At 43.3% G+C, this 22,753-nt stretch carries 14 protein-coding genes; 6 read left to right on the top strand and 8 right to left on the bottom strand.

Annotation, left to right across the window (positions count from 1 at the left end; genetic code table 11):
- Positions 1–29 precede the first annotated feature (29 nt).
- Complete coding sequence (locus tag MHH92_RS17735; protein ID WP_340905301.1) at positions 30–9,851, top strand: amino acid adenylation domain-containing protein; 9,822 nt, start codon at positions 30–32, stop codon at positions 9,849–9,851.
- Between the two features lie 561 nt (positions 9,852–10,412).
- On the top strand, positions 10,413–10,595 hold the full coding sequence (locus MHH92_RS17730; RefSeq protein WP_036613510.1) for a YjfB family protein: 183 nt from the start codon (positions 10,413–10,415) through the stop codon (positions 10,593–10,595).
- A 147-nt stretch (positions 10,596–10,742) separates the two neighbouring features.
- Here MHH92_RS17730 and MHH92_RS17725 read toward each other — a convergent pair whose 3' ends face one another.
- The 5 genes from MHH92_RS17725 to MHH92_RS17705 form a co-directional block, all read right to left on the bottom strand.
- On the bottom strand, positions 10,743–11,480 hold the full coding sequence (locus MHH92_RS17725; protein ID WP_340905297.1) for an HAD family hydrolase: 738 nt from the start codon (positions 11,478–11,480) through the stop codon (positions 10,743–10,745).
- Between the two features lie 71 nt (positions 11,481–11,551).
- Complete coding sequence (locus MHH92_RS17720; protein ID WP_047843442.1) at positions 11,552–12,601, bottom strand: zinc-dependent alcohol dehydrogenase; 1,050 nt, start codon at positions 12,599–12,601, stop codon at positions 11,552–11,554.
- A 275-nt stretch (positions 12,602–12,876) separates the two neighbouring features.
- Entirely contained in the window at positions 12,877–14,115 is a 1,239-nt protein-coding gene (locus tag MHH92_RS17715; RefSeq protein WP_253501068.1) for an aspartate aminotransferase family protein, read from the bottom strand.
- 89 nt (positions 14,116–14,204) lie between these two features.
- A complete protein-coding gene (locus tag MHH92_RS17710) occupies positions 14,205–15,413 on the bottom strand; it encodes an MFS transporter (protein WP_253501065.1) in 1,209 nt (402 codons plus the stop codon).
- A gap of 343 nt (positions 15,414–15,756) precedes the next feature.
- Positions 15,757–16,389 (bottom strand): DUF1963 domain-containing protein, encoded by a 633-nt coding sequence (locus MHH92_RS17705; RefSeq protein ID WP_253501062.1) that lies wholly within the window; start codon positions 16,387–16,389, stop codon positions 15,757–15,759.
- Between the two features lie 204 nt (positions 16,390–16,593).
- On the opposite strand from MHH92_RS17705, the gene MHH92_RS17700 reads away from it, so the two are divergent.
- Positions 16,594–17,295, top strand: coding sequence for a pseudouridine synthase (locus tag MHH92_RS17700; protein ID WP_340905295.1), 702 nt, complete (start codon positions 16,594–16,596; stop codon positions 17,293–17,295).
- 70 nt (positions 17,296–17,365) lie between these two features.
- Here MHH92_RS17700 and MHH92_RS17695 read toward each other — a convergent pair whose 3' ends face one another.
- The 3 genes from MHH92_RS17695 to MHH92_RS17685 form a co-directional block, all read right to left on the bottom strand.
- Positions 17,366–18,304 (bottom strand): DMT family transporter, encoded by a 939-nt coding sequence (locus MHH92_RS17695; protein ID WP_253501057.1) that lies wholly within the window; start codon positions 18,302–18,304, stop codon positions 17,366–17,368.
- Complete coding sequence (locus MHH92_RS17690; protein ID WP_253501054.1) at positions 18,301–19,152, bottom strand: AraC family ligand binding domain-containing protein; 852 nt, start codon at positions 19,150–19,152, stop codon at positions 18,301–18,303. The genes MHH92_RS17695 and MHH92_RS17690 overlap by 4 nt, the downstream gene beginning before the upstream one ends.
- Positions 19,153–19,376: 224 nt before the next feature.
- A complete protein-coding gene (locus MHH92_RS17685) occupies positions 19,377–20,492 on the bottom strand; it encodes an NADH:flavin oxidoreductase (protein WP_340905294.1) in 1,116 nt (371 codons plus the stop codon).
- Positions 20,493–20,715: 223 nt separating this feature from the next.
- On the opposite strand from MHH92_RS17685, the gene MHH92_RS17680 reads away from it, so the two are divergent.
- Genes MHH92_RS17680 through MHH92_RS17670 form a run of 3 tightly spaced genes read left to right on the top strand, consistent with a single transcriptional unit; the run spans position 20,716 to position 22,477 of the window.
- Positions 20,716–21,297 (top strand): TetR/AcrR family transcriptional regulator, encoded by a 582-nt coding sequence (locus MHH92_RS17680; protein WP_340905292.1) that lies wholly within the window; start codon positions 20,716–20,718, stop codon positions 21,295–21,297.
- Between the two features lie 54 nt (positions 21,298–21,351).
- The gene (locus MHH92_RS17675; RefSeq protein ID WP_076250139.1) at positions 21,352–21,651 is read left to right on the top strand and encodes a Dabb family protein; all 300 of its coding nucleotides are present in this window, start codon (positions 21,352–21,354) and stop codon (positions 21,649–21,651) included.
- Between the two features lie 46 nt (positions 21,652–21,697).
- Positions 21,698–22,477, top strand: coding sequence for an NRDE family protein (locus MHH92_RS17670; RefSeq protein ID WP_340905291.1), 780 nt, complete (start codon positions 21,698–21,700; stop codon positions 22,475–22,477).
- The last annotated feature ends 276 nt before the right edge of the window (positions 22,478–22,753 follow it).

The raw sequence follows: 22,753 nt of genomic DNA, 5'->3' as shown, positions 1-22,753 counted from the left end.
TAAAAATATAAATGTGATCGGGGTGCCGTATGTCTATTTTCAAGAAACAGGAATCGTATTGGGCAAGCCGATTTGAAGATGATGATCATCTTGTTCATTTGCCTTATTGCAAGACAACCTCCAAACACCCAGACGATACGCAGCACCAGAATGATATATATAAGTCTATGTCAGCCGATGTTTCACATAAAATCAAGTCCATGTCGCGAAATGCTCCTATGGCGATATATACGATCTTATTAACGGGAGTTCAGTGTCTGTTATATAGATACACGAATGAAACCAAGATGATTATTGGCATACCAACGATGGAAGAAAAGAACAATGATCTATCGCTCTCGAATAAGGTTCTTGTCTTAAAAAATAATATCAATCATGCGATGTCATTCAAGTCCGTATTTAATCAAGTGAAGGCCAGTTTAACCGAAGCCATTCAGCATCAACGAATTCCTTTCAGAAAAATGGTTGAACGTTTAAATGTTCAGTATGATTCGAACCATGTACCTCTAATTCATACCTTGGTTTCGTTGAATGAAATTCATCCTGCCCTTGATGAAAATCACGTAAAAGCGGCGACAATGTTCCACTTTGATCTGGAGAACGACTCCATTCAGTTAAGATTAGTTTATGATGATGATCGTTATGATCGCGATTATATGGTTCAAATTGTAGAGCATCTTGACCAATTGTTTTCCATTGTGCTGAACCAACCTGATCTGGAGTTAAGTCATGTCGATATGTTATCGGAGTTTCATCGAAACAAGCTGTTATATGACTTTAACGATACAAGGGTTGAGTATCCACAGAACAAGACGATGCATCAATTATTTGAAGAACAGGTGGAGCGAACACCGGACCATCCGGCAGTTGTATTTGAGAATAGACAGTTAACGTACAGAGAGTTAAATCAAAAATCCAACCAATTGGCCCGATTGCTTCAAGCTAAGGGGGTGCAGGCGGGTCAGTTCGTTGGCATTATGGCAGAGCGCTCACTTGAGATGATCATAGGTTTATTCGGTATTCTAAAAGCTGGCGGGGCATATGTCCCAATCGATCCGGAATATCCGGCAGATCGTATTCACTATATCCTTGAGGATTCAAAAGTGGCTTGGTTGCTGCATCAAAGTCATATACAGAAGCCTGAACATTTTGCAGGGACAAGTGTCATTCTGGATTCTGAAATAAATCACTATGAGGATCATTTAAATTTGGACGATGGAGCGATCTCCAGTGATTTGGCATATATGATCTACACGTCTGGAACAACAGGTCATCCCAAAGGCGTAATGATTGAACATGCCAGCATTGTGAATTCCCTGCAATGGAAATCGGATTTTTATCATTTTACCGGAGATGATCGGGTATTAATGCTGAATCCTTTCGTTTTTGATTCATTTATTACTCATTTCTTTGGTCCGATGATATCTGGCTCGACAGTGTACTTGTTAAACCAGCAACAGTGTAAAGATGCTGTGGCCATCAATACGATGGTCAAAAAACAGCAAATCACGCACATCCAAAGTCCACCCAGTTTCTTGATGACCCTATTGGAACAAGTAAGCGTGGAAGATTGGGTATCCATGAAAAATGTGGTGGCTGCGGGAGAGAAGATTGTTCCTGCCTTAATACACAAATTGCAGCGCATCAATCCACGCATCGAAGTGTGTAATGAATACGGTCCAACCGAAAATAGTGTTGTATCCACAGTTCTGTCGATCAAGTCGGCAGATCAAAATATCTCAATCGGGAAGCCTATTGCGAACAATAGAGTCTACATTTTAGGAGAACAGAATGAATTGCAGCCTATTGGAGTTCAGGGAGAATTATGTGTAGCCGGAGCAGGGCTATCCAGAGGTTACTTGAACCGTCCAGATCTGACTGCGGAGAAATTTGTGGATGATCCATTTGTTTCGGAAGCAAAAATGTACAAGACAGGTGACTTCGCAAGATGGCTGCCCGATGGGAACATAGAGTATATAGGAAGGGTGGATCATCAAGAGAAAATTCGTGGACACCGGATTGAACTTGGTGAAGTGGAGAAGGCTCTTCTAAATAGTACCCAGATAAAAGAGGCCATCGTCATAGCTAGAGAAGATGAAACAGGAACCAAACAATTATGTGCGTACCTGGTAGGAGAGGATGCAATCACGATCGGGGAAATGCGGGAGACGCTGTCCCAGCAACTGCCAAACTACATGATTCCGTCCTATTTTGTACAGCTGGATCAGATGCCGCTCACGTCTAACGGGAAAATCGATCGCAAAGCTTTGCCTGCCCCCAAAGAACATATGTTGAAGGGCATGGAGTACGAAGCACCCCGAACGATGGTGGAACAACAACTTGTATCGATCTGGGAAGAGGTACTTGGGGTAGAGAACATTGGGGTTTTGGATAATTTCTTCGAGCTTGGAGGAGATTCGATTAAATCCATTCAAGTCTCTTCAAGATTATATCAAGCAGGTTACCAGGTGCAGATGGATCATCTGTTTAAAAATCCAACCATAGCAAGCTTGATTCCCCATGTTCAACCCATAAGTACCCTGTCAGAACAGGGAATCATCACTGGAAAAGTAATGCTGACTCCAATCCAGCATTGGTTTTTTGAGCAATACAAGGTGGACGCCCATCATTATAATCAGTCCGTGATGTTGTATCGGAAAGAAGGTTTTCATGAAGTCACACTTCGCCGTGTATTAGATAAATTGAGTGAGCATCATGATGCACTTCGTACAGTATATCGTCTTACAGAACAGGGTTATGAGGCGTGGAATGAAGGGTTGGCAAGGGAATCCTTATATACACTTGAAGTGATGGACTTCAAGTCATTAGCAGATCCGTCTCAAGAAATTGAGAAGAAGGCAAATGAAATGCAAAGCACGTTCACTTTGGAACGTGGACCCTTGATGAAGCTGGGCGTATTTCAATGTGCAGACGGAGATCATTTACTCATCGTTATTCATCACCTCGTCATCGACGGGGTTTCATGGCGAATTTTGATTGAAGACCTATCGAGAGGATATGAACAATTAAGTGAGGGAGAATCGATTCAACTACCGCAAAAAACGGCTTCATTCCAATTATGGGCAGAACAGCTCCAGTTGTATGCGAACAGTGATGCGATAACGCAAGAGATTGCATATTGGAATGAAATTGAAAAAGCAACCTATAAGCCGTTACCTACAGATTTCGAAGCGGATCATGCACTGGAAAAAGACAGCGAAGAAATCACGATGGAATGGTCAGCGGCAGAAACGGAGCAATTATTAAAACAAGCGAATCGTGCTTATAAAACGGAGATTAGCGATTTGCTGCTCCATGCATTAGGCATGTCTATTCACCAATGGACGGGTATGGATAAAGTGCTGGTCAATCTGGAGGGACATGGAAGAGAACAAATTTTACCGGATCTCGATATTACACGAACGATCGGATGGTTTACGAGCCAGTATCCGGTTGTACTTGATATGGAAGCAAGTTCAAATATGTCTCTTCTCATCAAAACAAACAAAGAAATGATTCGTCAAATCCCTAAAAAAGGGATTGGTTATGGTATTTTACGATATTTAAGTTCACATCAGCAAGAAACGCCCTTTACCTTGAATCCTGAAATTAGCTTTAACTATTTGGGACAATTTGATCAGGATCTTCAGAATAGTGGGATGCAGATCTCTCCCTATCCAGGCGGAGTAACAGCAAGCGACAATCACAGAAGAAATGTTCTTATCGATATGAATGCCTTAATTGTGGAAGGCAAATTGACGTTGTCACTTCGGTATAGTCGCACCAAATATCAAAAAGAAACGATAGAGCGAGTGGTAATATATTTTAGAGATCATCTGCAAGAAATCGTGATGCACTGTGTGACAAAAGAGAAGCCGGAATGTACACCAAGTGATCTAACGTTAAAAGGAATTACGATTGAAGAATTAGAAGGATTTGTTCAAGAATCGGAACACATTGGTGAAATCGAAGATATATATGCTTTGTCACCGATGCAAAATGGAATGTTCTTTCATCATTTGCTTCATTCAAAGTCTGAAGCGTATTTCCTTCAAACCACGCTGGATCTTCATGGTCCGTTAGACGTGGAAGCTTTTACGGAGAGTCTGAATCAGTTGATGCAGCGTAATTCGATTCTCAGAACAAATTTTCATAGCAAATGGAAGAATGAGCCCCTGCAAGTGGTATACCGTCATAAACGGAATGGGCTAATATACGAAGATTTGCGTGAGATGAATGAAAAAGATCGTGAAGCATACGTGGCAGAATATACAAGAGTAGATAAAGTAAAAGGTTTCGACCTGTCTCAGGATGTGTTAATGCGTATCTCGATCTTGCAAACGGATAACCAAACCTATCGTTTCATTTGGAATTATCATCATATTTTAATGGATGGCTGGTGCCTGTCTCTTGTAATCCAGGAGTTGTTTGATGGATACTTTGCTATTCAGGAACAACGAAAACTGGAGGCAAAGAGTACGATTCCATACAAACACTATATTGAATGGCTGGACAACCAAGATCATGAAGAGTCCCTGAAATACTGGAGTGACTATCTGCAAGGTTATGATGAGCAGACCACTTTACCAAAAGAACATTCAATTACAAAGAGTGATGAATATCATTCAGAGCATATGATTTGTACACTTAGTCAGGAATTAACCGGACAAATCGCACAAGTGGCCAGTCAGAATCAGGTGACGCTGAATACGTTCATGCAGACAGCTTGGGGAATGTTGCTACAGATATATAACGGCAGTGAGGATGTTGTATTCGGAAGCGTGGTGTCGGGCAGACCTGCGGCGATTGTTGGAGTTGAGCGAATCATTGGTTTATTCATCAATACCATTCCTGTACGCGTTCAGACTCAAGGTAACGAGACATTTGCAGCGGTTATGAAGCGGAATCAGGAACAAGCTGTGGCTTCCCATCCACATGACACGTATCCGTTATACGAGATTCAGGCGGAAACATCGCAAAAGCAAAATTTGATTGATCATATCCTGATATTCGAAAATTATCCTGTACAGGGCATTATGGAACAGTTTGGGGATCAGGAGGAGACAGCTCTTCGGATTACGAATGTAGAAGCAGATGAACAAACGAACTATGACTTTAACCTGATTATTAAACCAGGCCAATCGATGAAATGCATGTTCTATTACAATGCTAACGTCTATGATCGGGCAAGCGTAGAACGCATTCAAGGTCACTTGATTCAGATGTTGGAGCAAGTGGTCAACAATCCTAATATTCCGATCCATGACATTGACTTGACTACAACACAGGAGAAAACACAAATTTTGGAACAGTTTAATGATTCTATGGCTGAATACCCAATGGACAAGACGATTCATGGACTGTTTGAGGAACAAGCGGCAAGAACTCCTGAACACGTTGCGGTTGTTTTCGAGGATCAACATTTGACCTATCAAGCGCTGAACAAGAAAGCCAACCAATTGGCAAGAACGTTGAAGGCTAAAGGCATTCAAAATGATCAGTTAATCGGGATCATCGCTGATCGTTCGCTAGACATGGTTGTAGGAATCCTTGCGATTTTGAAAGCGGGTGGCGCATACGTGCCGATTGATCCTGAATATCCGGAGGATCGTATAAACTACATGCTTGAGGATTCGGGTGTACATGTATTATTAATGCAAAGTCATTTGCAAGAACGCATCTCTTTTGCAGGAGAGGTCGTTTGCATGGATCTACCTGAGTCCTATCATGAAGATCATGCCAACTTGGGAATGACTGCTGCACCAACAGGCCTGGCATATGTAATTTATACCTCAGGAACGACAGGTAAACCAAAAGGGACATGTATTGAACATAAAAATGTGGTGCGATTGTTGTTCAATAGTAAAAATTTGTTTGATTTTAATTCATCAGATACATGGACATTATTCCATTCCTTTTGTTTTGATTTTTCGGTGTGGGAAATGTACGGGGCATTGCTCTATGGCGGAAAACTGGTTATCGTACCTCAAATGACGGCAAAAAGTCCGGAACAATTTCTACAATTGCTAAAAGAAGAGCAAGTGACGATATTGAATCAAACGCCAACGTATTTCTATCATCTTCTTCAGGAAGAACTGGCAGGTCATGCAGCAGATCTGAAATTAAGAAAAGTGATTTTTGGAGGAGAGGCCCTCAATCCCGTGTTATTGAAGGAATGGAAGCTGAAATATCCATTTATCCAGTTAATTAATATGTATGGGATAACCGAAACAACGGTTCATGTAACGTATAAGGAAATAACCGACATTGAAATACATGCTGGAAAGAGCAATATTGGAAAACCAATCCCAACGTTGCAGACCTATATTTTGGATAAACACCAGCGCATTCAACCGATCGGTGTTCAGGGAGAATTAGTTGTAGCAGGTGAGGGCCTTGCCAGAGGTTATCTGAACCGGCCTGATTTAACCGCAGAGAAATTTGTTGATCATCCCTGGATTACAAAAGGGAAAATGTATCGCACAGGAGATGCCGCAAGATGGCTGCCGGATGGAAATATTGAATATCTGGGACGAATCGATCATCAAGTGAAAATTCGCGGTTACCGAATTGAGCTTGGCGAAGTGGAAACTGCGCTTTTGCAAATAGAATCCATTCAGGAAGCAGTCGTTATTGCCCGTGAGCATAAGGATGGTTCGAAGCAGTTGTGTGCGTATTGGAAAGGCGACAGCTCACTGACAGCGAAGAAAATCAGAATGGCATTATCTCATGAAATTCCGGATTATATGATCCCGTCTTATTTTGTTCAATTAGAGCATATACCGTTAACTTCCAATGGGAAGGTTGACCGTAAGGCATTGTCATCTCCACAAGAACATATGCAAAAAGGGACCGAGTATATGGCGCCGCAGAACGCTGTAGAACAAGCGATCGTCTCTGCCTGGGAAGCTGTGCTTGGTGTGCAGAAGATTAGCACATCAGATCATTTCTTTGAACTCGGGGGTGATTCGATTAAATGTATTCAAGTTTCCTCACGACTGCTTCAAGCAGGGTATAAAGTGGAAATGAAGCATTTCTTCACCTATCCGACAGTAGCGGAGTTGAGTGAACACGTTACATTCGTGAGCACTATTTCTGACCAAGGGGAAGTTACGGGACAAGTGATGCTGACACCTGTTCAGCGCTGGTTCTTTGATCAAAATATGGTGGACGCACATCATTACAATCAGGAAATGATGTTCTTTCGTGAAAAAGGGTTTGATGTCCGCTTCATTCACAGCATCATGGATAAGATCGTTAAACAGCATGATGCTCTCCGCATCCTTTATCGACAAGCTCCTGAAGGCGGATATGAAGCGTGGAATCGAGGGGCAGACGAAGAAGGATTATACAGCCTTGAAATCGTTGACCTCAAAACAGAAGCAGATCCTGCATCGTTCATTGAAAATAAAGCAAAAGAAATTCAGAGTGGTATGGATCTGTCTCACGGACCTTTGATCAAACTTGGGTTGTTCCAATGTGCTCAAGGGGATCACCTGCTTATTGCCATTCATCATTTGTTGGTAGACGGGGTTTCATGGCGTATTTTATATGAAGATATTCAGACAGGGCAAGACCAGTTCTTAAGAGGTGAAGAAATCCGGCTTCCTCAAAAAACGACCTCGTTTAAACAATGGGCAGAACAATTGTCTACGTTTGCAGACAGCCCGGCGATGAAGCAAGAGAATCCATACTGGAGTCGTGTGGAGCAGGCCCAGCTAAGCCCGCTGCCAAAAGATATGGATTGTGATGAGACGATTGGCAAAGATAGTGAAACGATCACTATTCATTGGACAGCAGCGGAAACCGAGCAATTATTAAAGCAAACACATCATGCGTACCATACGGAAATTAATGATATATTGCTAACGGCATTAGGAATGGCTGTTCATGATTGGGCAGGCATGGGAGAAATCCTCGTAAATCTGGAAGGGCATGGTAGAGAAGACATCCTGTCAGAGCTGGACATTACGCGTACAGTGGGATGGTTTACGAGTATGTACCCCGTTATGATTATGATGGAGTCCGGGGCTGACTTATCAAGGAAGATTAAGACCGTCAAGGAAGGACTGCGCCAGATCCCAACCAAGGGCATTGGTTACGGGATTTCGAGGTATTTGTCACATGGAGATGAAGGATTCAAGTTAGAGAAAAATCCCGAAATTAGTTTCAACTATATGGGACAGGTGAATCAGGATTCGGGCCAAGATGGCATTAAATTCTCGCCTTATTCCAGCGGGCCATCTGTAAGTGAAAACAACAAGAGACCATTTGTGCTGAATATCAATGGCATCGTTACAGAGGGTCGGTTGTCGCTGTCCATTAACTATAGTTCAAAACAATATCGCCGGGAAACGATGGAGCGATTGGCTTGTCTCTATAAAGAAGGTCTTAATAGAGTCGTTGAACATTGTGTAACGAAGGAACAAACCGAGCTGACGCCAAGTGATATTTCATGCAAGTCATTAACCATTGATCAATTGGATCAAATCGTGGAACACACTGGGCACATCGGTCGAATCGAAAATGTGTACCCACTTACACCATTACAGAAGGAAATGTTGTACGAAAGTGAACGGAATCCATTTTCGGGCGCTTACTTTGTACAAATCATGTTTGATATGCGTGGAGATTTGGATGTTACCTCTTTTGCGCAAAGTTTGGATCAATTAATGCAAAGGCATGCGATATTAAGAACTAATTTTTACAGTGATTTCGTGGATATCCCTCTTCAAATCGTGTATCAAGAGAAGAAATTTGAATTTAACTATGAAGATGTAGCTGGCACAAGTGAGCTGCAACGTAAAACGTATGTTGACGAGTATATCGAGCAGGACAAGGCAAGAGGATTTGACTTACAACGAGATTCGCTAATACGTATGTCTGTTTTACGAACAAACCATGAGGAATACCGCGTCATATGGAGTTTTCACCATATTTTGATGGACGGCTGGTGTATGTCTCTGGTAAGCAAAGAGATATTTGAGAATTATTTTGCGATTCGGGAAAATAGAAAGCCTCAAGTGACTCTATTAACACCTTATAGTCAATTCATTGAATGGCTGGAACAGCAAGATCATCAAGGTGCAATAACGTATTGGACTCATTACCTGAAGGGTTATGAAGGACAAACGAAATTGCCTGGAGAAAAAATCAAACCGAAACATGAAAGACAGGATTCCAGAACGCTAAACTGTTATTTGGATGATGTACTGGTCGAGCAAATGAAACAGATTGCAGAACAGCAGCATGTTACTCTCCATACGTTAGTGCAGACGGCCTGGGGTGTATTGTTGCAGCAATACAATGAAAGCAATGATGTTGTATTCGGAAGTGTGGTATCGGGCAGACCGCCTGTCATTCCTGGGATCGAAAGCATGATTGGATTATTCATTAATGCAATTCCTGTTCGGATCCAGACTCAGGCCGATGAGTCATTTATATCTCTAATGAAAAGGAATCAGGCAAAAGCTGTGGAGTCACATGCATATGATACGTATTCGTTATATGATATTCAAAATCTGACCAAGCAAAAACAATCTCTGATTAACCATGTTGTTGTATATCAGAACTTCCCGGTAGAGAACCGCATGGAGAGTCTGGGTCAGAAAGGTGAAACACCGCTTGAGATTATGAATGTTGGGGGTACAGAACACAATAGTTTTGATTTTACTTTGATCGTCAAGCCTCATGAAAATATGAAGATCATATTGATGTACAATGCCAATGTGTATGACCCTTCTACCATTGAACAGATTCAAAAACACTTTATTTCCATGATTCAACAGGTGGTAAGTAACCCGGAAGTTAAAATAAACGAACTCGCATTGATTACGTCGAACAGTTATTAATGCACAAGTAATGGTCCGCTCTAAAAGTGAGTTTCCTCCTCACTCAAAGCGCTAACGAATCTGACGCGTCTTAAGAGGTAGATTCGATGTGAATGGCAAACTTAAACGAACCTCAGTAACGTTATTTCATCATATCAGGGTGTCAGAACCGAAAATTCGACCCAATCGACGAAATAACGTCTCTGTGATTCGTTACACCACAGACCTGTGCAAATCAGAGCGAATAGCGTGTGCCAGGTTCATTAGAATAAAATAACCTTAATAAGGGGTGTCCTCAGTCATGCTCATGACTTATGGCATCCCCTTTTTATGCTCCGTTAATGATGATAGCTGGAAAATTACTGTAGATGGAGAAATAAAGCATCTTAGGTGGTCGGATCAACATTGTGATGTCACCAACGTGGCAGATCAACTATTGAAATTGCGGATGTTCATTCAACAGATCGTGGAAACGAAAGAATCCTCCGTATACATTTTGATCGACCTTTTAACAATTCCTCTCTACTGACCGATATATAATAAGTACATCTATGTAATCAGAAAGTGAAAGGAGTGCAGAACATGGATATTGCAGCATTATCAATGGCGATGAGCCAAGCTTCAGTAGTGCAGTCGGCAAGCTTGCAAGTGATGTCGATTACAAAAGACATGGCACAGCAGCAAGGCCAGCAGATGGCGGAAATGTTGAAGTCAATGCCTGCTCCTCATCCCAATCTGGGTAGAAGTCTCGATCTTTCGGTTTAGTTGAAATTACAGTATGTGTCCTCATGTAATACCCATTGCAGCAAGCAAAACCCAAACAGCTCCAATTCGAATGAATTGAAGCCGTTTGGGTTGTTTTTTTTTCTAAATCCTCATTCCGAAATTACGATCTTTTTTATTACGATCTTCTCAGCGAAACTTTGACAAGCTTGGCAATCTGCCTTCAAAGGGCAGTGTATCCTTTAATGTCCATAACTCATCGTAACTGGAAATCTGAAGATCGGCTTTGGACAAGTCCTGATTGCCTGATCCCGGATTACGATATCCGATGCAGCGCATGCCTGCACTTTTGGCGGCCTGAACACCATTGCGCGAGTCCTCAATGACCAGACAATTCGACGGGGATGCACCAATCATCTCAGCTGTGGTCAGGAAAATATCTGGTGCCGGCTTGCCGTTTGTAACTTCCTCACCTGTCATTCTCACCTCAAAGTATTGTCCAAGACCGGTCTTGTCCATGATCAAATCAATCAGTGCACGTGGAGAGGAAGAAGCAACGGCTATGGGTATATGTTGCTCATGCAGCCAGCTTAACCAGCGTTCCACGGAAGGCATTGCCGTCAGATTCGAATGGGCGAGCATCGTTTGCATCACATTATGTTGATGATAAGCAAATATTTCTTCCAGCGTAGCGGTCAGCTGATGTTTGTCCAATACCTGCTGCCACATGGATTCCAGCGTAACTCCTACATAGTTATGATGTTCTTCATCAGTCACCCTTGCTCCAAAATGGGTAAAAGAGCTGCGCTCAATCTCAAAATAAATCGGTTCGCTGTCAATCAGTACACCATCCATGTCAAAAATGACCGCTTGAATGATGTCATCATTGGGCGCTCCCAGTCCGTTAGATTCTTGGTTTGCTGCCATGTTGTATTCCTCCTCCAGGATTGTGTATAAATATATCTCTAATGTAGTCCTTTCATGGTTAACCTTCCACTTTAGAAACTGGAACCGCTGGATTGCAGCACAACTTTAATGGCATGTGAAGAGGCTTGAAGTGTGCGTCCCTGAATATCGCAACCAAGTGTGCGGAAAGCCTCTTCGTAATCCTCCAACGGGAAGGAGTGGGTGATGATTTTTTTTGCCGGAATAATCCCTTGTTCAATCATATAATGTGCGGTAGCAAATGTCCCCAGAGAATCGATGGAACCAATGATTTTCAGACTGCGGTCCACAACTTCCTTGGGATTGAAGGATGTGTTTCCATCTCTCAGACCAACCAGCATCAGGTAACCGCCGCTGGCGAGCTGGGATAGCACTTGTGTGCCCACAACGCCCGTTGTATCCACAATCATATCGACCTGATGGGTTGCGGGTGACAGTGATTCTATGGCATTTTCGAAGGATGAATGAACTTCCCAACGATCAGGTGCAATAGAACCAGCAATGGCCAAGCGTTCTTCGGAGATGTCAACCAGACAGCCGGTAACCCCTTTGGAAGCGAGCGCATAGCTGTACAGAATGCCAATCGGGCCTGCACCGAGGATGATTGTTCTGAAATTCGGCAGTAGATGAATCTGATTAATCCCCGTCAGCATACAGCTGAGCGGTTCCGTCAAAGTCGCTTCCTCATAGCTCACATGGTCCTTCAATTTGTACAAAAAACGATCCTCGGTCACATAATAATCTGTAAATGTCCCGTCAGCACTCACACCTGTCTCGGTAACAGACTTGTGTGTGCAATGATTTTGTCTGCCTGTTCTGCACATGTCACATTGTCCGCAATAGTAGGTAGGATCGATCACAACACGGTCGCCCGGTTGTAATGTCGTTACCGCAGAGCCAACAGCAATGACTTCCCCGGCAGACTCATGACCGAGAATGACAGAAGGAACCGCATGATATTTGCCGCTGACAATACCGAGATCGGTACCGCATACGCCTGTCGCCCGAATACGAACCAACACCTGATAATCTCTTGTAATTTCAGGGACAGGCCTTTCCTCAAGAGCCACATCCCAAGCCGATTTGTATACCAATGCAAGCATGATATAACCTCCTTATAATTATATAAAATATAAATATAGCGATTCATCTTAAACAGTTTTTGACAAGATACGAAAGTAGTGAAGGGGACGAAATCGATTCTGGAGAAGCGAAGCGTTCGCCTCAAAGCTTTCTGAAAGAAAGCTACTTCGGGAGCATACGCTATCCACGGATTTTTCCCTTGGGAAAGGGAAATCAAGAAAATCCGTTGATAACAGCGATCATAAGAACGATTCGTAACCGAAACGACCACTTCGAACAGTTGCATTGAAATGTTTTAATTAACGCTGGCGAGCACTGAATCCAGCCGCTCCACAATCTCAACCAGTTCGTCTTCGGTTGTGGTCAGGGAAGGCCGGACCTTAACAACGTTGCCAAATCCATATCTTGAACTTCTCAAGATTAGATGCTCATCTGTAAAAGCACGGTCAACAATGGCATTGGTTTTGAGCGTATCCGGTTCATTACCGTCACCTACAATCTCCAACCCCCACATTAACCCGACACCACGAGCTTCACCGATACTTGGGTATTTCATAGCCAATTCTTGCAGCAACTCACCCAAAATTTCACCTTTACGTTTCACCGCATCCAGAAATCCGGGTTCGGATACCACTTCCAAGGTGGATTTGGCAGCAGTTACGGAGATCAGATTACTTCCTGAGGTGAAGGAGTGTTCGTGCTTTTCGAGCACATTCAACCGGGATTGCATTAATACCGCAGCAACAGGTACGCCGATCCCGCCAAGTCCTTTTGCAAGGGTGATCATGTCAGGCTGGATATCAAACAGTTCGCTGGCAAACATGGTTCCGGTACGACCGATGCCTGTCTGTACTTCGTCGGCAATAAGAATAATATTGTACTCATCACACAGTTTACGCAGACGTTTGAAATATCCAGCGGGAGGGATGATATTGCCGCCATTCCCGAGAATAGGTTCGATAATCATGCAGGCGACTGAGCCGGAACTTGCATATTCTATCGCATCAGATATAGCTTCAACGCATTGATAGTCGCAGTCTCCATTTGAGGATTTGAATGGGCAGCGATAACAGTATGGGGCAGGTACATGGACAGCGTTAGCAACAGCCGAATTGGGGAATCGTTTCCGCCGGAAGGCATTTCCCGAAATCCCGGTGGCAAATTGGGTCTGCCCATGATGGGACAGATACAGGCTGATGATGTCTGTCGATTCGGTATACTTCTGTGCAATTTTGGTTGCACATTCGTTGGCAGTTGAACCAGTGATATCCCGCATCCATCCGGCATTAATGTCGTTTGGAGCATATTCGATTAAGTGATCAAGTACTTCATTTACGTACGGTTCAGTGAAGGAGGAAGACATATGCGTCAGATTGCCGACTTGTTCCTGAATTTTGCTGACAACATGTGGGTGATTATAGCCCAGTGACAGATTGAACGTGCCCGACACGCCATCCAGGTATTCAACACCTGAATCGTCAATCAACTTAATCCCTTTTCCGGCTATGAAGCGGTTGTTGGTTAAAGTTTGCATACGATTTCCTCCAATATAATGGTGTACTAGCTCGAACGAAGCTCAACAATCCGGATGATGCGGGCATCACCTCCCTTAAGAAACGATGTTTACATTTCCTTGCTATGTTGTGCGAGAGCAGCACGTACTGCATTATTTTTTACAGTCCATAGATGAGAGATCATCAATGTGAGCAGCAGGATCAGACAGAATCCGGCCAAAATCCAGATCGTATTCACGACAGGCCCTGTACTCATACTCCATCCAGTCACATACTGCAAGATGGCACCTCCAATACCACCCGATGCGATCAGGATACTGGTTGTCCGCTCGGTCATACCGGGAATCAGAACATTTGCGTAGACTAGTGCGATACAGAACAGCCCTGACATGAACAGACCGGTTCCGAAGATCAGCACATACGTTGCCCACTGTCCAGTTACAAATACCATAGCGACCGTAAACAAAAGCGTGCCAACCGTGCTCCAGATCAGGAATGGCATATAGTTGACGGCTTCCGCTATTTTCCCGGAGAAAAGACGACCGATGATCATCGCAATCCACAGGATGGAGACACTCAGCGATGCGACAGATTCCTGAAGGTGCAATCGTTCTACGAGAATGGAGGGCAGGAAGTTCATCAATCCCAGTTCCAATCCCATGTAGATGAAAAAGAAGATGACGAAGATTGTCAGCAGACCCAGATGTTTTCTCGAATATCGGGCTTTACCTGCTGCATGTGCCACTGTATTCTCACCAGCCTGTTCCAGATACAGTGCGGCTGGCCGGGGCATAGTAATCCACAGCAGCATGAGAACCAGTGACAACACGGCCACCGTATAAAAAGTAAGATGCCACAGATCTATCCAGATGAATAAAGCAGCGACAGCCGGGATGAGAAGTGCTCCAAGAGCAAAGAAGACATCCAGCTTGGACATGGCGACCGCCTTTTGATTCTCAGTGAATTCGATTGTGAATGCACCTACAGAGGGTTCGATGATACCTGAACCGAAACCTACGATAATCGTGAGAAGAAGAACTACAGACCAGGATGGCAAAAAACCGAGTAATATATAAGCAGCTACAATACAGATCAGAGCTAGGGTCAGCATCGCTTTTCTTCCGATACGGGCTGTCAGGGCAGGAGCTGCGATGACACCGACAAGAAATCCAAGAAACTGCAGAAATAACAAAAATCCGCCATCACTGTAACCGCGCTCATAATGTGACAATAAAACAGGGAGAAGTGCACCGAGCACAACGCTGGTTATGCCGATTAACAGATAAAAACCGCAGCTTAGAGCGAATATTCTTTTCAAAAGCCCGCCTCCTAGTTGGGTGAAAATTTTATATTATGTAATTAATGTTTATTTCATATATAACTTATACCATAATTGTCCAAATGTACATGCTTTTTGTTGTAAAATAATGTTAAATTTTGATGAAAAGAAATATTTCTCGTGCTAAGTTTTTTCTAAAACGATTTCGTGTCGAAAGGGTAGATATGATTCAATCCATATGACCTTTTAACAGGGTTTGGCATCTGTATTGATCGAGAATAGTAAAACGTGCATATATAAAAAAACGTTCCCTGTCTAGGTAGACGGGAAACGTTCTGATTAACCGTTTTATATGATGATACCTGACTTCTACGTATCGCTCTTAAGCAGTCTGTACAAAGAAAATTCCATCGAATGGTGCGTGAGCAGACGCGGGACCCTTTCGCAAAAATAAATAACCATTTGCATCGGGAAGACCCAATATATCCCGATAAGGCTCAGGAAAATCTCCGGAATATATTTGACACACCAGTTGATGTTCCTCTAGCAAATGGTCAATTCCTTTCACACCGTTTGGTACAGTGGGAGAGAAAAATGAAAATGCAGGGAACTCCCGTTCGTCTAACTCCGTTTCAATCAAACGTACGCCGCTTAACGGAATGGGTGGAACGGGACATACGGAAGTGAGTGGATGCGAAGATACCGAGACATAAGTGCATCCGGCAACAATATTCTCGTTCCATTCCAGTTCATCTCCCGTATAGGTTACCTGATCCAGAAAGTATTCGGAGGCGGAGTAGGTCGAGAAGACCGAGATATATTTATCTTGTGGTAAAGAAGGGATATGGATCTGCTGTGAAAGTGTATTGCAATTGATGGAGAACAGATGCAATAAAGGTTGCCCCTCAGGGTTGAGAGGCCAGTCGGAAATGTATGCAGTTTCTCCACCAATCCACATGCCAGAGTCTTGGTTTGGATCATCGGGGTCAACTGTAAATCGAGTAACTTTGTACATGAGAAACTCCTTCCAGAGTGTATTTTGGCATTCCTATGTAACGTTGTATGTGTTTTTATATAACCAATCATTGCTTCGTTTCAGTATAAATGAGATGATGTGGAATGAAAATCAGTACAAGGTACTAACTGATTGCACGAAGCGAATGAACGTACCAGCACTCTAAGCACCAGTGGCAATACTATAGATGAGAAGCGGTGACACATGTTAATTAACAAATACATAAGTGAAACGGGATTCTGCTCCCGCAGGGAAACGAACCGTTTAATTGCAGCTGGACGCATAACGATCAATGGCAGGGTATGTGAAAAAGGGGCGGAAGTTGAACCTCACGATGTGGTACTCATTGATGGCAAGCAGATTCCTCGTAATGACAGCGAACCTGTCTACATTGCTCTGAACAAACCCATCGGTATTGTCTGCACAGCAGCAGAACATGTGGAGGGGAACATCATTCAATTTATGAATTATCCTTCTCGCATATTTGCGATAGGCAGGCTGGATAAGGCATCTGAGGGGTTAATTTTGCTTACGAATGACGGAGGCATTGTGAACAAGATGATGCGTTCGGAGCATAATCATGATAAAGAATATGTAGTGACTGTAGACAAACCCATAACTGACGAATTCGTAAAGTCCATGTCTGAAGGCGTTGAAATTCTGGACGTGGTGACCAAGCCCAGCGAAGTGTATAGGCAAAGTGACAATGTATTTCGTATTATTCTGACACAGGGTCTCAACCTGCAGATCCGTAGAATGTGCAAAGCCTTGGGGTTCCGAGTCCTCAAGCTGGAGCGCGTGCGAATTATGAATATTACGCTGGATCAACTGGAGCGGGGGCAATGGCGTCATCTGGAGCAAGAGGAACTGGAGATTCTGCTGTCTCAATTAAATGAGATAAAATGAATGACTTCTGCTCATGCCAACGGTGGTCAACCACGATGTCCAGTTATATCAGTAAAAAATGAAGCAAACACTAACCCCTATGCGGATTAGTGTTTTTGTTGTTAAGCTTGTGTCCTTTTTGTTCTGAAATGTAAGATCCAAATAAGGTTAAGAAAGCTCCGAGTACAATCACCCAGGTTATCTGCTCTTGAAGAATCAGTGCAGATGACACAACAGTAATGACAGGCACCAGATAGATATATACGCTCGTTTGGATAGCTCCGAGAAGATTTACGGCCCGGTTCCAGGTCACGAAACACAACGCGGAGGCACTCAGACCGAGGTAGAGGAAATTGGAGAGATTGGTCATGTTCGTGAAGCGCCCGAGTTCCCAATGGAATTCGAACAGGAATAGAGCTGGCAGCATGAAGATCAGGCCATAGAAGAACACTTTGCGAGTTGTACCAATGGTGTGATAACGAAGCTCGCCAATTTTCCGCATTAACACAGAGTAGATCGCCCATACCGCAGGTGCTATGAAAGCAAGCAGGTCACCTATCGGATTCAGTTGCAGGATGAAACTGCCGTTCAGTGCGATGAGTAGGATGCCGCTCAAGGCAATCCCGAATCCGATAATGAAGCGGCGAGTTAACTTCTCACCATCTAAGAAGAAGTGTGCGAGCACGGCAGTGAAGAACGGGGCGATGGAGACAATAACACCCACGTTGGAAGCTGTTGTGTACACCAGAGCAATATTTTCAATAAGAAAATATAAGGTTACTCCACATAGTCCTGCTCCTATAAATAACCATTCTTCTCTGAATGAGACGATCCGCAGTGAACGTGGATAAATCAATAACAGTACCAAATATCCGATCAGGAAACGGAAAAATAGAATCTCCACTGGAGTAAAGTCAATCAGCAGAACTTTGGTCGAGACAAACGTAGTTCCCCAGATCAGTATAGTAAACAAAGCGAGCAAATGTCCGGTAGAGGCTCTAGTGTTTTGATGATCAAGATGACTTGTCATACGATGTTAGTGGAGGTTCGTTTCAACTCCGAATCATGATTGAAGATACGTCTATATTGCTTGGGTGTCAGGCCGATCAGTTTTTTGAAAAAATTCGTGAAATGGCTCTGGTCACTGAATCCTGTCTGTGCGGCTACTTCAATCGGAAGCAGACCTTGTTCCAGCAGACGTTTGGCTTGATTAATGCGAATCGTCTCCAGATAACGGTAAGGTGATATTCCTTTCTGGCGGGTGAATAAACGCAGCAGGTGGTACTTGCTCATCTCCGTCAAATCGGCTAACTCGTTCAGCGAGATGCTCTCCATGTAATGAGCTTCTATGTAATCACATATGCGTCTGATCTCCAAGGTAACATCCTGTGTGGAAACAGGTGGTTCAGCATCCGAATAATCTCGCAGCAATTGATCCAGTAGTAAGAGTAACAATTCTTCTTTGCAGAAATCCGATTGCTCTTCCAGAATCATCTGATGCAGCTCGTGCAGGGAACCCACAAGTTCACTTTGGTAGAGAACGGGGGATGTAAACCGTGGCAAGTAAGCTTGTCCGGTAATCTCTCTCGCATAATCTAGCATAACCTCAGGCTGGACATTGATACAGCGATAATCGAGGGTTCTGCCATCGACCTGTTCGCAGGCATGAGGATCATGTGGATTAAAAACAATCATGTCACCACTATTCAGAATGTATTCTTCGTTGTTGCAGACGAGGTGTCGTTTGCCTTCCTCAATGAATCCAATGACATAATAGTCATGAAAATGATTGGGAAACTTCTGCATAATGCCTTCAAATTGATAAGCTTCTAGCTGTAGATCGGTATCAAATACGACAGTCCGGAATTCCCGAGTCATGATGCACCTTCTTTCTGGTAAGTTAAGATCATTATAGGTTGCAAAGAAGGAATTTTCTTGAATGATATTGCTATTGCTCGAAGTGTTTGGTCGGACAGATATCTCTAAAAACAAAATACCCGCAATCCCGGAGGGAAAGCGAGCCCTTTGCTAAGTATAGTTGATTCATGAGTTCAAACCTATATAGGGGAGAAAAAAATGTCTGGAACAATAAGTAATTGTTCTTAGTGTAACGTAGCGAGTACTTCAGGTGTAAAAGCTTGAATCTCGGATACGCGTCCTTCACGTATTTTGGCAGCCCATGCAGGATCGCCAAGGAGTGCACGTCCCACAGCTACCAGATCAAATTCCTCTTGCTCATATCGCTTCATAAGCTCGCTCATACCTGGATGTGTTGTTTTATCTGCTCCTGCTTCAGGCTCATCTGGCATACCCACAGAACCGACGGTAATGGTGGTTTGACCACTTAGCTTTCGCACCCAACCTGCAAATCCAAGCTCAGATCCTTCAAACTCGGGCTCCCAGAAGCGTCGTGTCGAGCAGTGGAAGATATCTACACCTGCGTCAACCAGCAAATGAAGGAATTGTTCCAGTTGTTCGGGGGTGTCGAACAGTCTGGCTTGATAATCATTCATCTTCCATTGGGAAATCCGCATTGCAATAGGGAAATCAGGACCTACCGCAGCACGAACTGCCATTACAACTTCAACCGCGAATTGAGTTCGTTTCTGTAGGTTACCGCCATAGCGGTCTGTTCTCCTATTCGTTGTTTTCCAGAAAAATTGATCGATCAGAAAACCGTGTGCACCGTGAAGCTCAATTCCGTCAAAACCAATGCTTTGTGCATTGGCTGCTGCATCTGCATAAGCTTGAATCACAGTTGCGATCTCTGCCTCCGTCATGGGCGCACCTACTTGAGTACCTTCCATATCAACTCCCGATGGACTAAGAGATTCAGCTTCTGGGTGAGGTTGAGATCCAGAAGGGCGGGTAATACCCAAGTGCAGAATTTGCGGGAAAATCTTGCCGCCAGCTTCATGGACTTGTTTGACTACTTCAGCCCAGCCGTGAAGAGCTGCTTCTCCATACATATGAGGGAGCCTAGGCTCACTTGATGCAGACGGATGCTCAATAGTTGCACCCTCTGTAATAATGAGTCCAACACCATGCTCGGCACGTCGGCGATAATATGCAGCTACATCGGGACCTGGCACACCATCCGGGGAGAAGGCACGAGCCATGGGGGACATGACGATGCGCGAGGATAGGGTTAACTTTTGAACAGTGTATGGTTGGAACAGAAGCTCCGTAGAAATAACGTTATGTTGTTGATTACTCAAACTAAGCACCTCCATTATTATGCACCTTCAAGCGGGTACGAGTGCAATCTTATCAAGGTGTATAGGCATGCTCAACCAACAATCGGAGCATTTTGTTGCTTAAGCGAAAGACACGGATTATTGTATGGTGTCTTTGCACTTACTTTCACTTGTTGAACAAATAACACTTATCTATAATGAAGGAGTCTAACCAAATATTTTGTGTACAAAGGAGGATTGGGACATGTCTGGTGTATTGTCTCCAAACTCGAATGATCCGCGTGTAATCCGCACGCGTCAATTAATTCTTGATGCGTTTTTAAACCAATTGAATATTAAAAATTTCAACAGCATTACGATTCAAAACATTACGGAACAAGCCACAATTAACAGGGCTACATTCTACGCCCATTTTCAGGATAAATATGCACTGCTTGAAGCCTTTTTAGCGGATGCTTTTATGGAATATGTGACGAAAAGAGTGGACCCGGATGCCCGGTTATCAGCCGAAACCATACAGCAGCTTATATTTTCATTATGTGATTATCACGTCTCAAGTAATAGTTGCATCAAAAAATATGAGACAGTTGCACCAATTATTGAAGAGAACATCAAGACTCAACTGGAGCAATTCCTTCTTGAATTATTGAGCAAAGTAGCGGGTGATGTAGATCCCAAAACGCTGAAAATTACGGCAACCACACTAAGTTGGTCGATCTATGGAATGACGTATCGATGGAATATTGAAGGCGGGCAGGAATCTCCGGCTGAATTAGCCAACAGAGTGGTCCCTTATATGATGGGTGGATTGGAATTGTTGAATTAACTTTATTTAACGAAATTGCATTAATATTCGGATGGATATGGGAGGAATAACAAGATGTTTGAACATTTGGTTGTTTTTAAATTTAACGATAAAACCACACTAGCTAAACAGCAGGAATGGGTGGATCAATTGCTCACGTTACAGGAACAAATCCCGGGGATTGTCGGGCTGACCGCAGGGATCAATGCAACGGAAGAAACGGATCGTATCCAAGGTTACACGATTGGATTGAGAGTGACGTTTGAAGATCAAGAGGCATTGCGCGCCTATGGTCCACATCCTGCTCATCAGGCATTTGTAGCTTCCCTCGATGGTTGGGTGGAAGATGTAATTGTAGTTGACTATGCTATATAAAGGCGCGAAATCAGAGGTTTAACGAATATAGGAGTTGAAGATTCCCATGTGTTTAATTTTATTTGCTTATAACATGCATCCAAAGTATCCGCTTATATTGGGATCCAATAGGGATGAATTCTATCACAGACCTACGGCTCAAGCACACTATTGGGAAGACCATCCTCATATATTGGCTGGCCGGGATTTGTCGAAAATGGGAACCTGGATGGGCGTAACCAAAGGTGGGCGTCTGGCTGCTGTTACGAATTATCGTGATCCAAATGAAGATATACATGCCAAGGGCTCAAGAGGAGATCTGGTTGCTGATTTTTTAAAGGGAACGTCCACACCTGAGCAGTATATGCAACACGCGGAGCAAAGTCAAAATGATTATCCTGGCTACAATTTGTTAGTGGGTGATCCTGAAGACCTCTATTATTATTCTAATGTGGGTAATGTTGTGATGAAGTTGAAACCGGGAATATACGGGATTAGTAATCACTTGATTAATACAGATTGGCCCAAGGTGAAACGTGGGAAAGAAGGGCTGGAGAAAATCATCGAAGGGGAGGACGAAGCTACCCTGACAGAGCAAATATTAGGTTTGCTGCAAATGGCAGACCCTTCAGTGGATGAGCATCTACCTCATACAGGTGTTCCATTGGAGTGGGAACGTTTACTTTCTCCGATCTTCGTTAGAAGTGAGAAATTCGACTATGGAACCAGAGCTTCATCCGTTGTTCTGATGAATAGAGAAGAAGTGTTGTTTACGGAGAGGGTTCACCAGAACGGAGAGGTAATGGAGCAACGTTTTAACATCAAGCCTCTTAACTCGACAAGCTGAGAATATGAAAGAAATGATGTTCTAACATTATGCATTAACATGAATTTACATGAATCACTGAAGTTAAATCCAAAGTTCATGTTTCTCTTCTTCTGAGTGTGAAGAGTATTTTCGTTTTTCTGTGTCAACTAATATAACGCGACATAAACCGTTTGAGAGCACCTTTTGTATAACACGCCCAATTTTAGTTGGGCTCTTTATCTCTTATCACAATTCTATGTTATGAATCATGGAACTTCCCTGAATAGTTTATATAATGTGAATCAACATAACATG

The organism is Paenibacillus sp. FSL M7-1414, from assembly GCF_038003195.1.
Lineage (GTDB): Bacteria > Bacillota > Bacilli > Paenibacillales > Paenibacillaceae > Paenibacillus > Paenibacillus amylolyticus.
The sequence above is the reverse complement of the archived record's forward strand: the minus strand, read 5'-3'. Positions and strand labels throughout refer to the sequence as shown.

What these genes read in the sequence shown, in the direction of transcription:
- MHH92_RS17735 (WP_340905301.1), top strand. Translation starts at nt 30, where the DNA reads ATGTCTATTTTCAAGAAACAGGAATCGTATTGGGCAAGCCGATTTGAA.
- MHH92_RS17730 (WP_036613510.1), top strand. Translation starts at nt 10,413, where the DNA reads ATGGATATTGCAGCATTATCAATGGCGATGAGCCAAGCTTCAGTAGTG.
- MHH92_RS17705 (WP_253501062.1), bottom strand. Translation starts at nt 16,389, where the DNA reads ATGTACAAAGTTACTCGATTTACAGTTGACCCCGATGATCCAAACCAA.
- MHH92_RS17725 (WP_340905297.1), bottom strand. Translation starts at nt 11,480, where the DNA reads ATGGCAGCAAACCAAGAATCTAACGGACTGGGAGCGCCCAATGATGAC.
- MHH92_RS17680 (WP_340905292.1), top strand. Translation starts at nt 20,716, where the DNA reads ATGTCTGGTGTATTGTCTCCAAACTCGAATGATCCGCGTGTAATCCGC.
- MHH92_RS17670 (WP_340905291.1), top strand. Translation starts at nt 21,698, where the DNA reads ATGTGTTTAATTTTATTTGCTTATAACATGCATCCAAAGTATCCGCTT.
- MHH92_RS17675 (WP_076250139.1), top strand. Translation starts at nt 21,352, where the DNA reads ATGTTTGAACATTTGGTTGTTTTTAAATTTAACGATAAAACCACACTA.
- MHH92_RS17700 (WP_340905295.1), top strand. Translation starts at nt 16,594, where the DNA reads ATGTTAATTAACAAATACATAAGTGAAACGGGATTCTGCTCCCGCAGG.
- MHH92_RS17690 (WP_253501054.1), bottom strand. Translation starts at nt 19,152, where the DNA reads ATGACTCGGGAATTCCGGACTGTCGTATTTGATACCGATCTACAGCTA.
- MHH92_RS17695 (WP_253501057.1), bottom strand. Translation starts at nt 18,304, where the DNA reads ATGACAAGTCATCTTGATCATCAAAACACTAGAGCCTCTACCGGACAT.
- MHH92_RS17720 (WP_047843442.1), bottom strand. Translation starts at nt 12,601, where the DNA reads ATGCTTGCATTGGTATACAAATCGGCTTGGGATGTGGCTCTTGAGGAA.
- MHH92_RS17715 (WP_253501068.1), bottom strand. Translation starts at nt 14,115, where the DNA reads ATGCAAACTTTAACCAACAACCGCTTCATAGCCGGAAAAGGGATTAAG.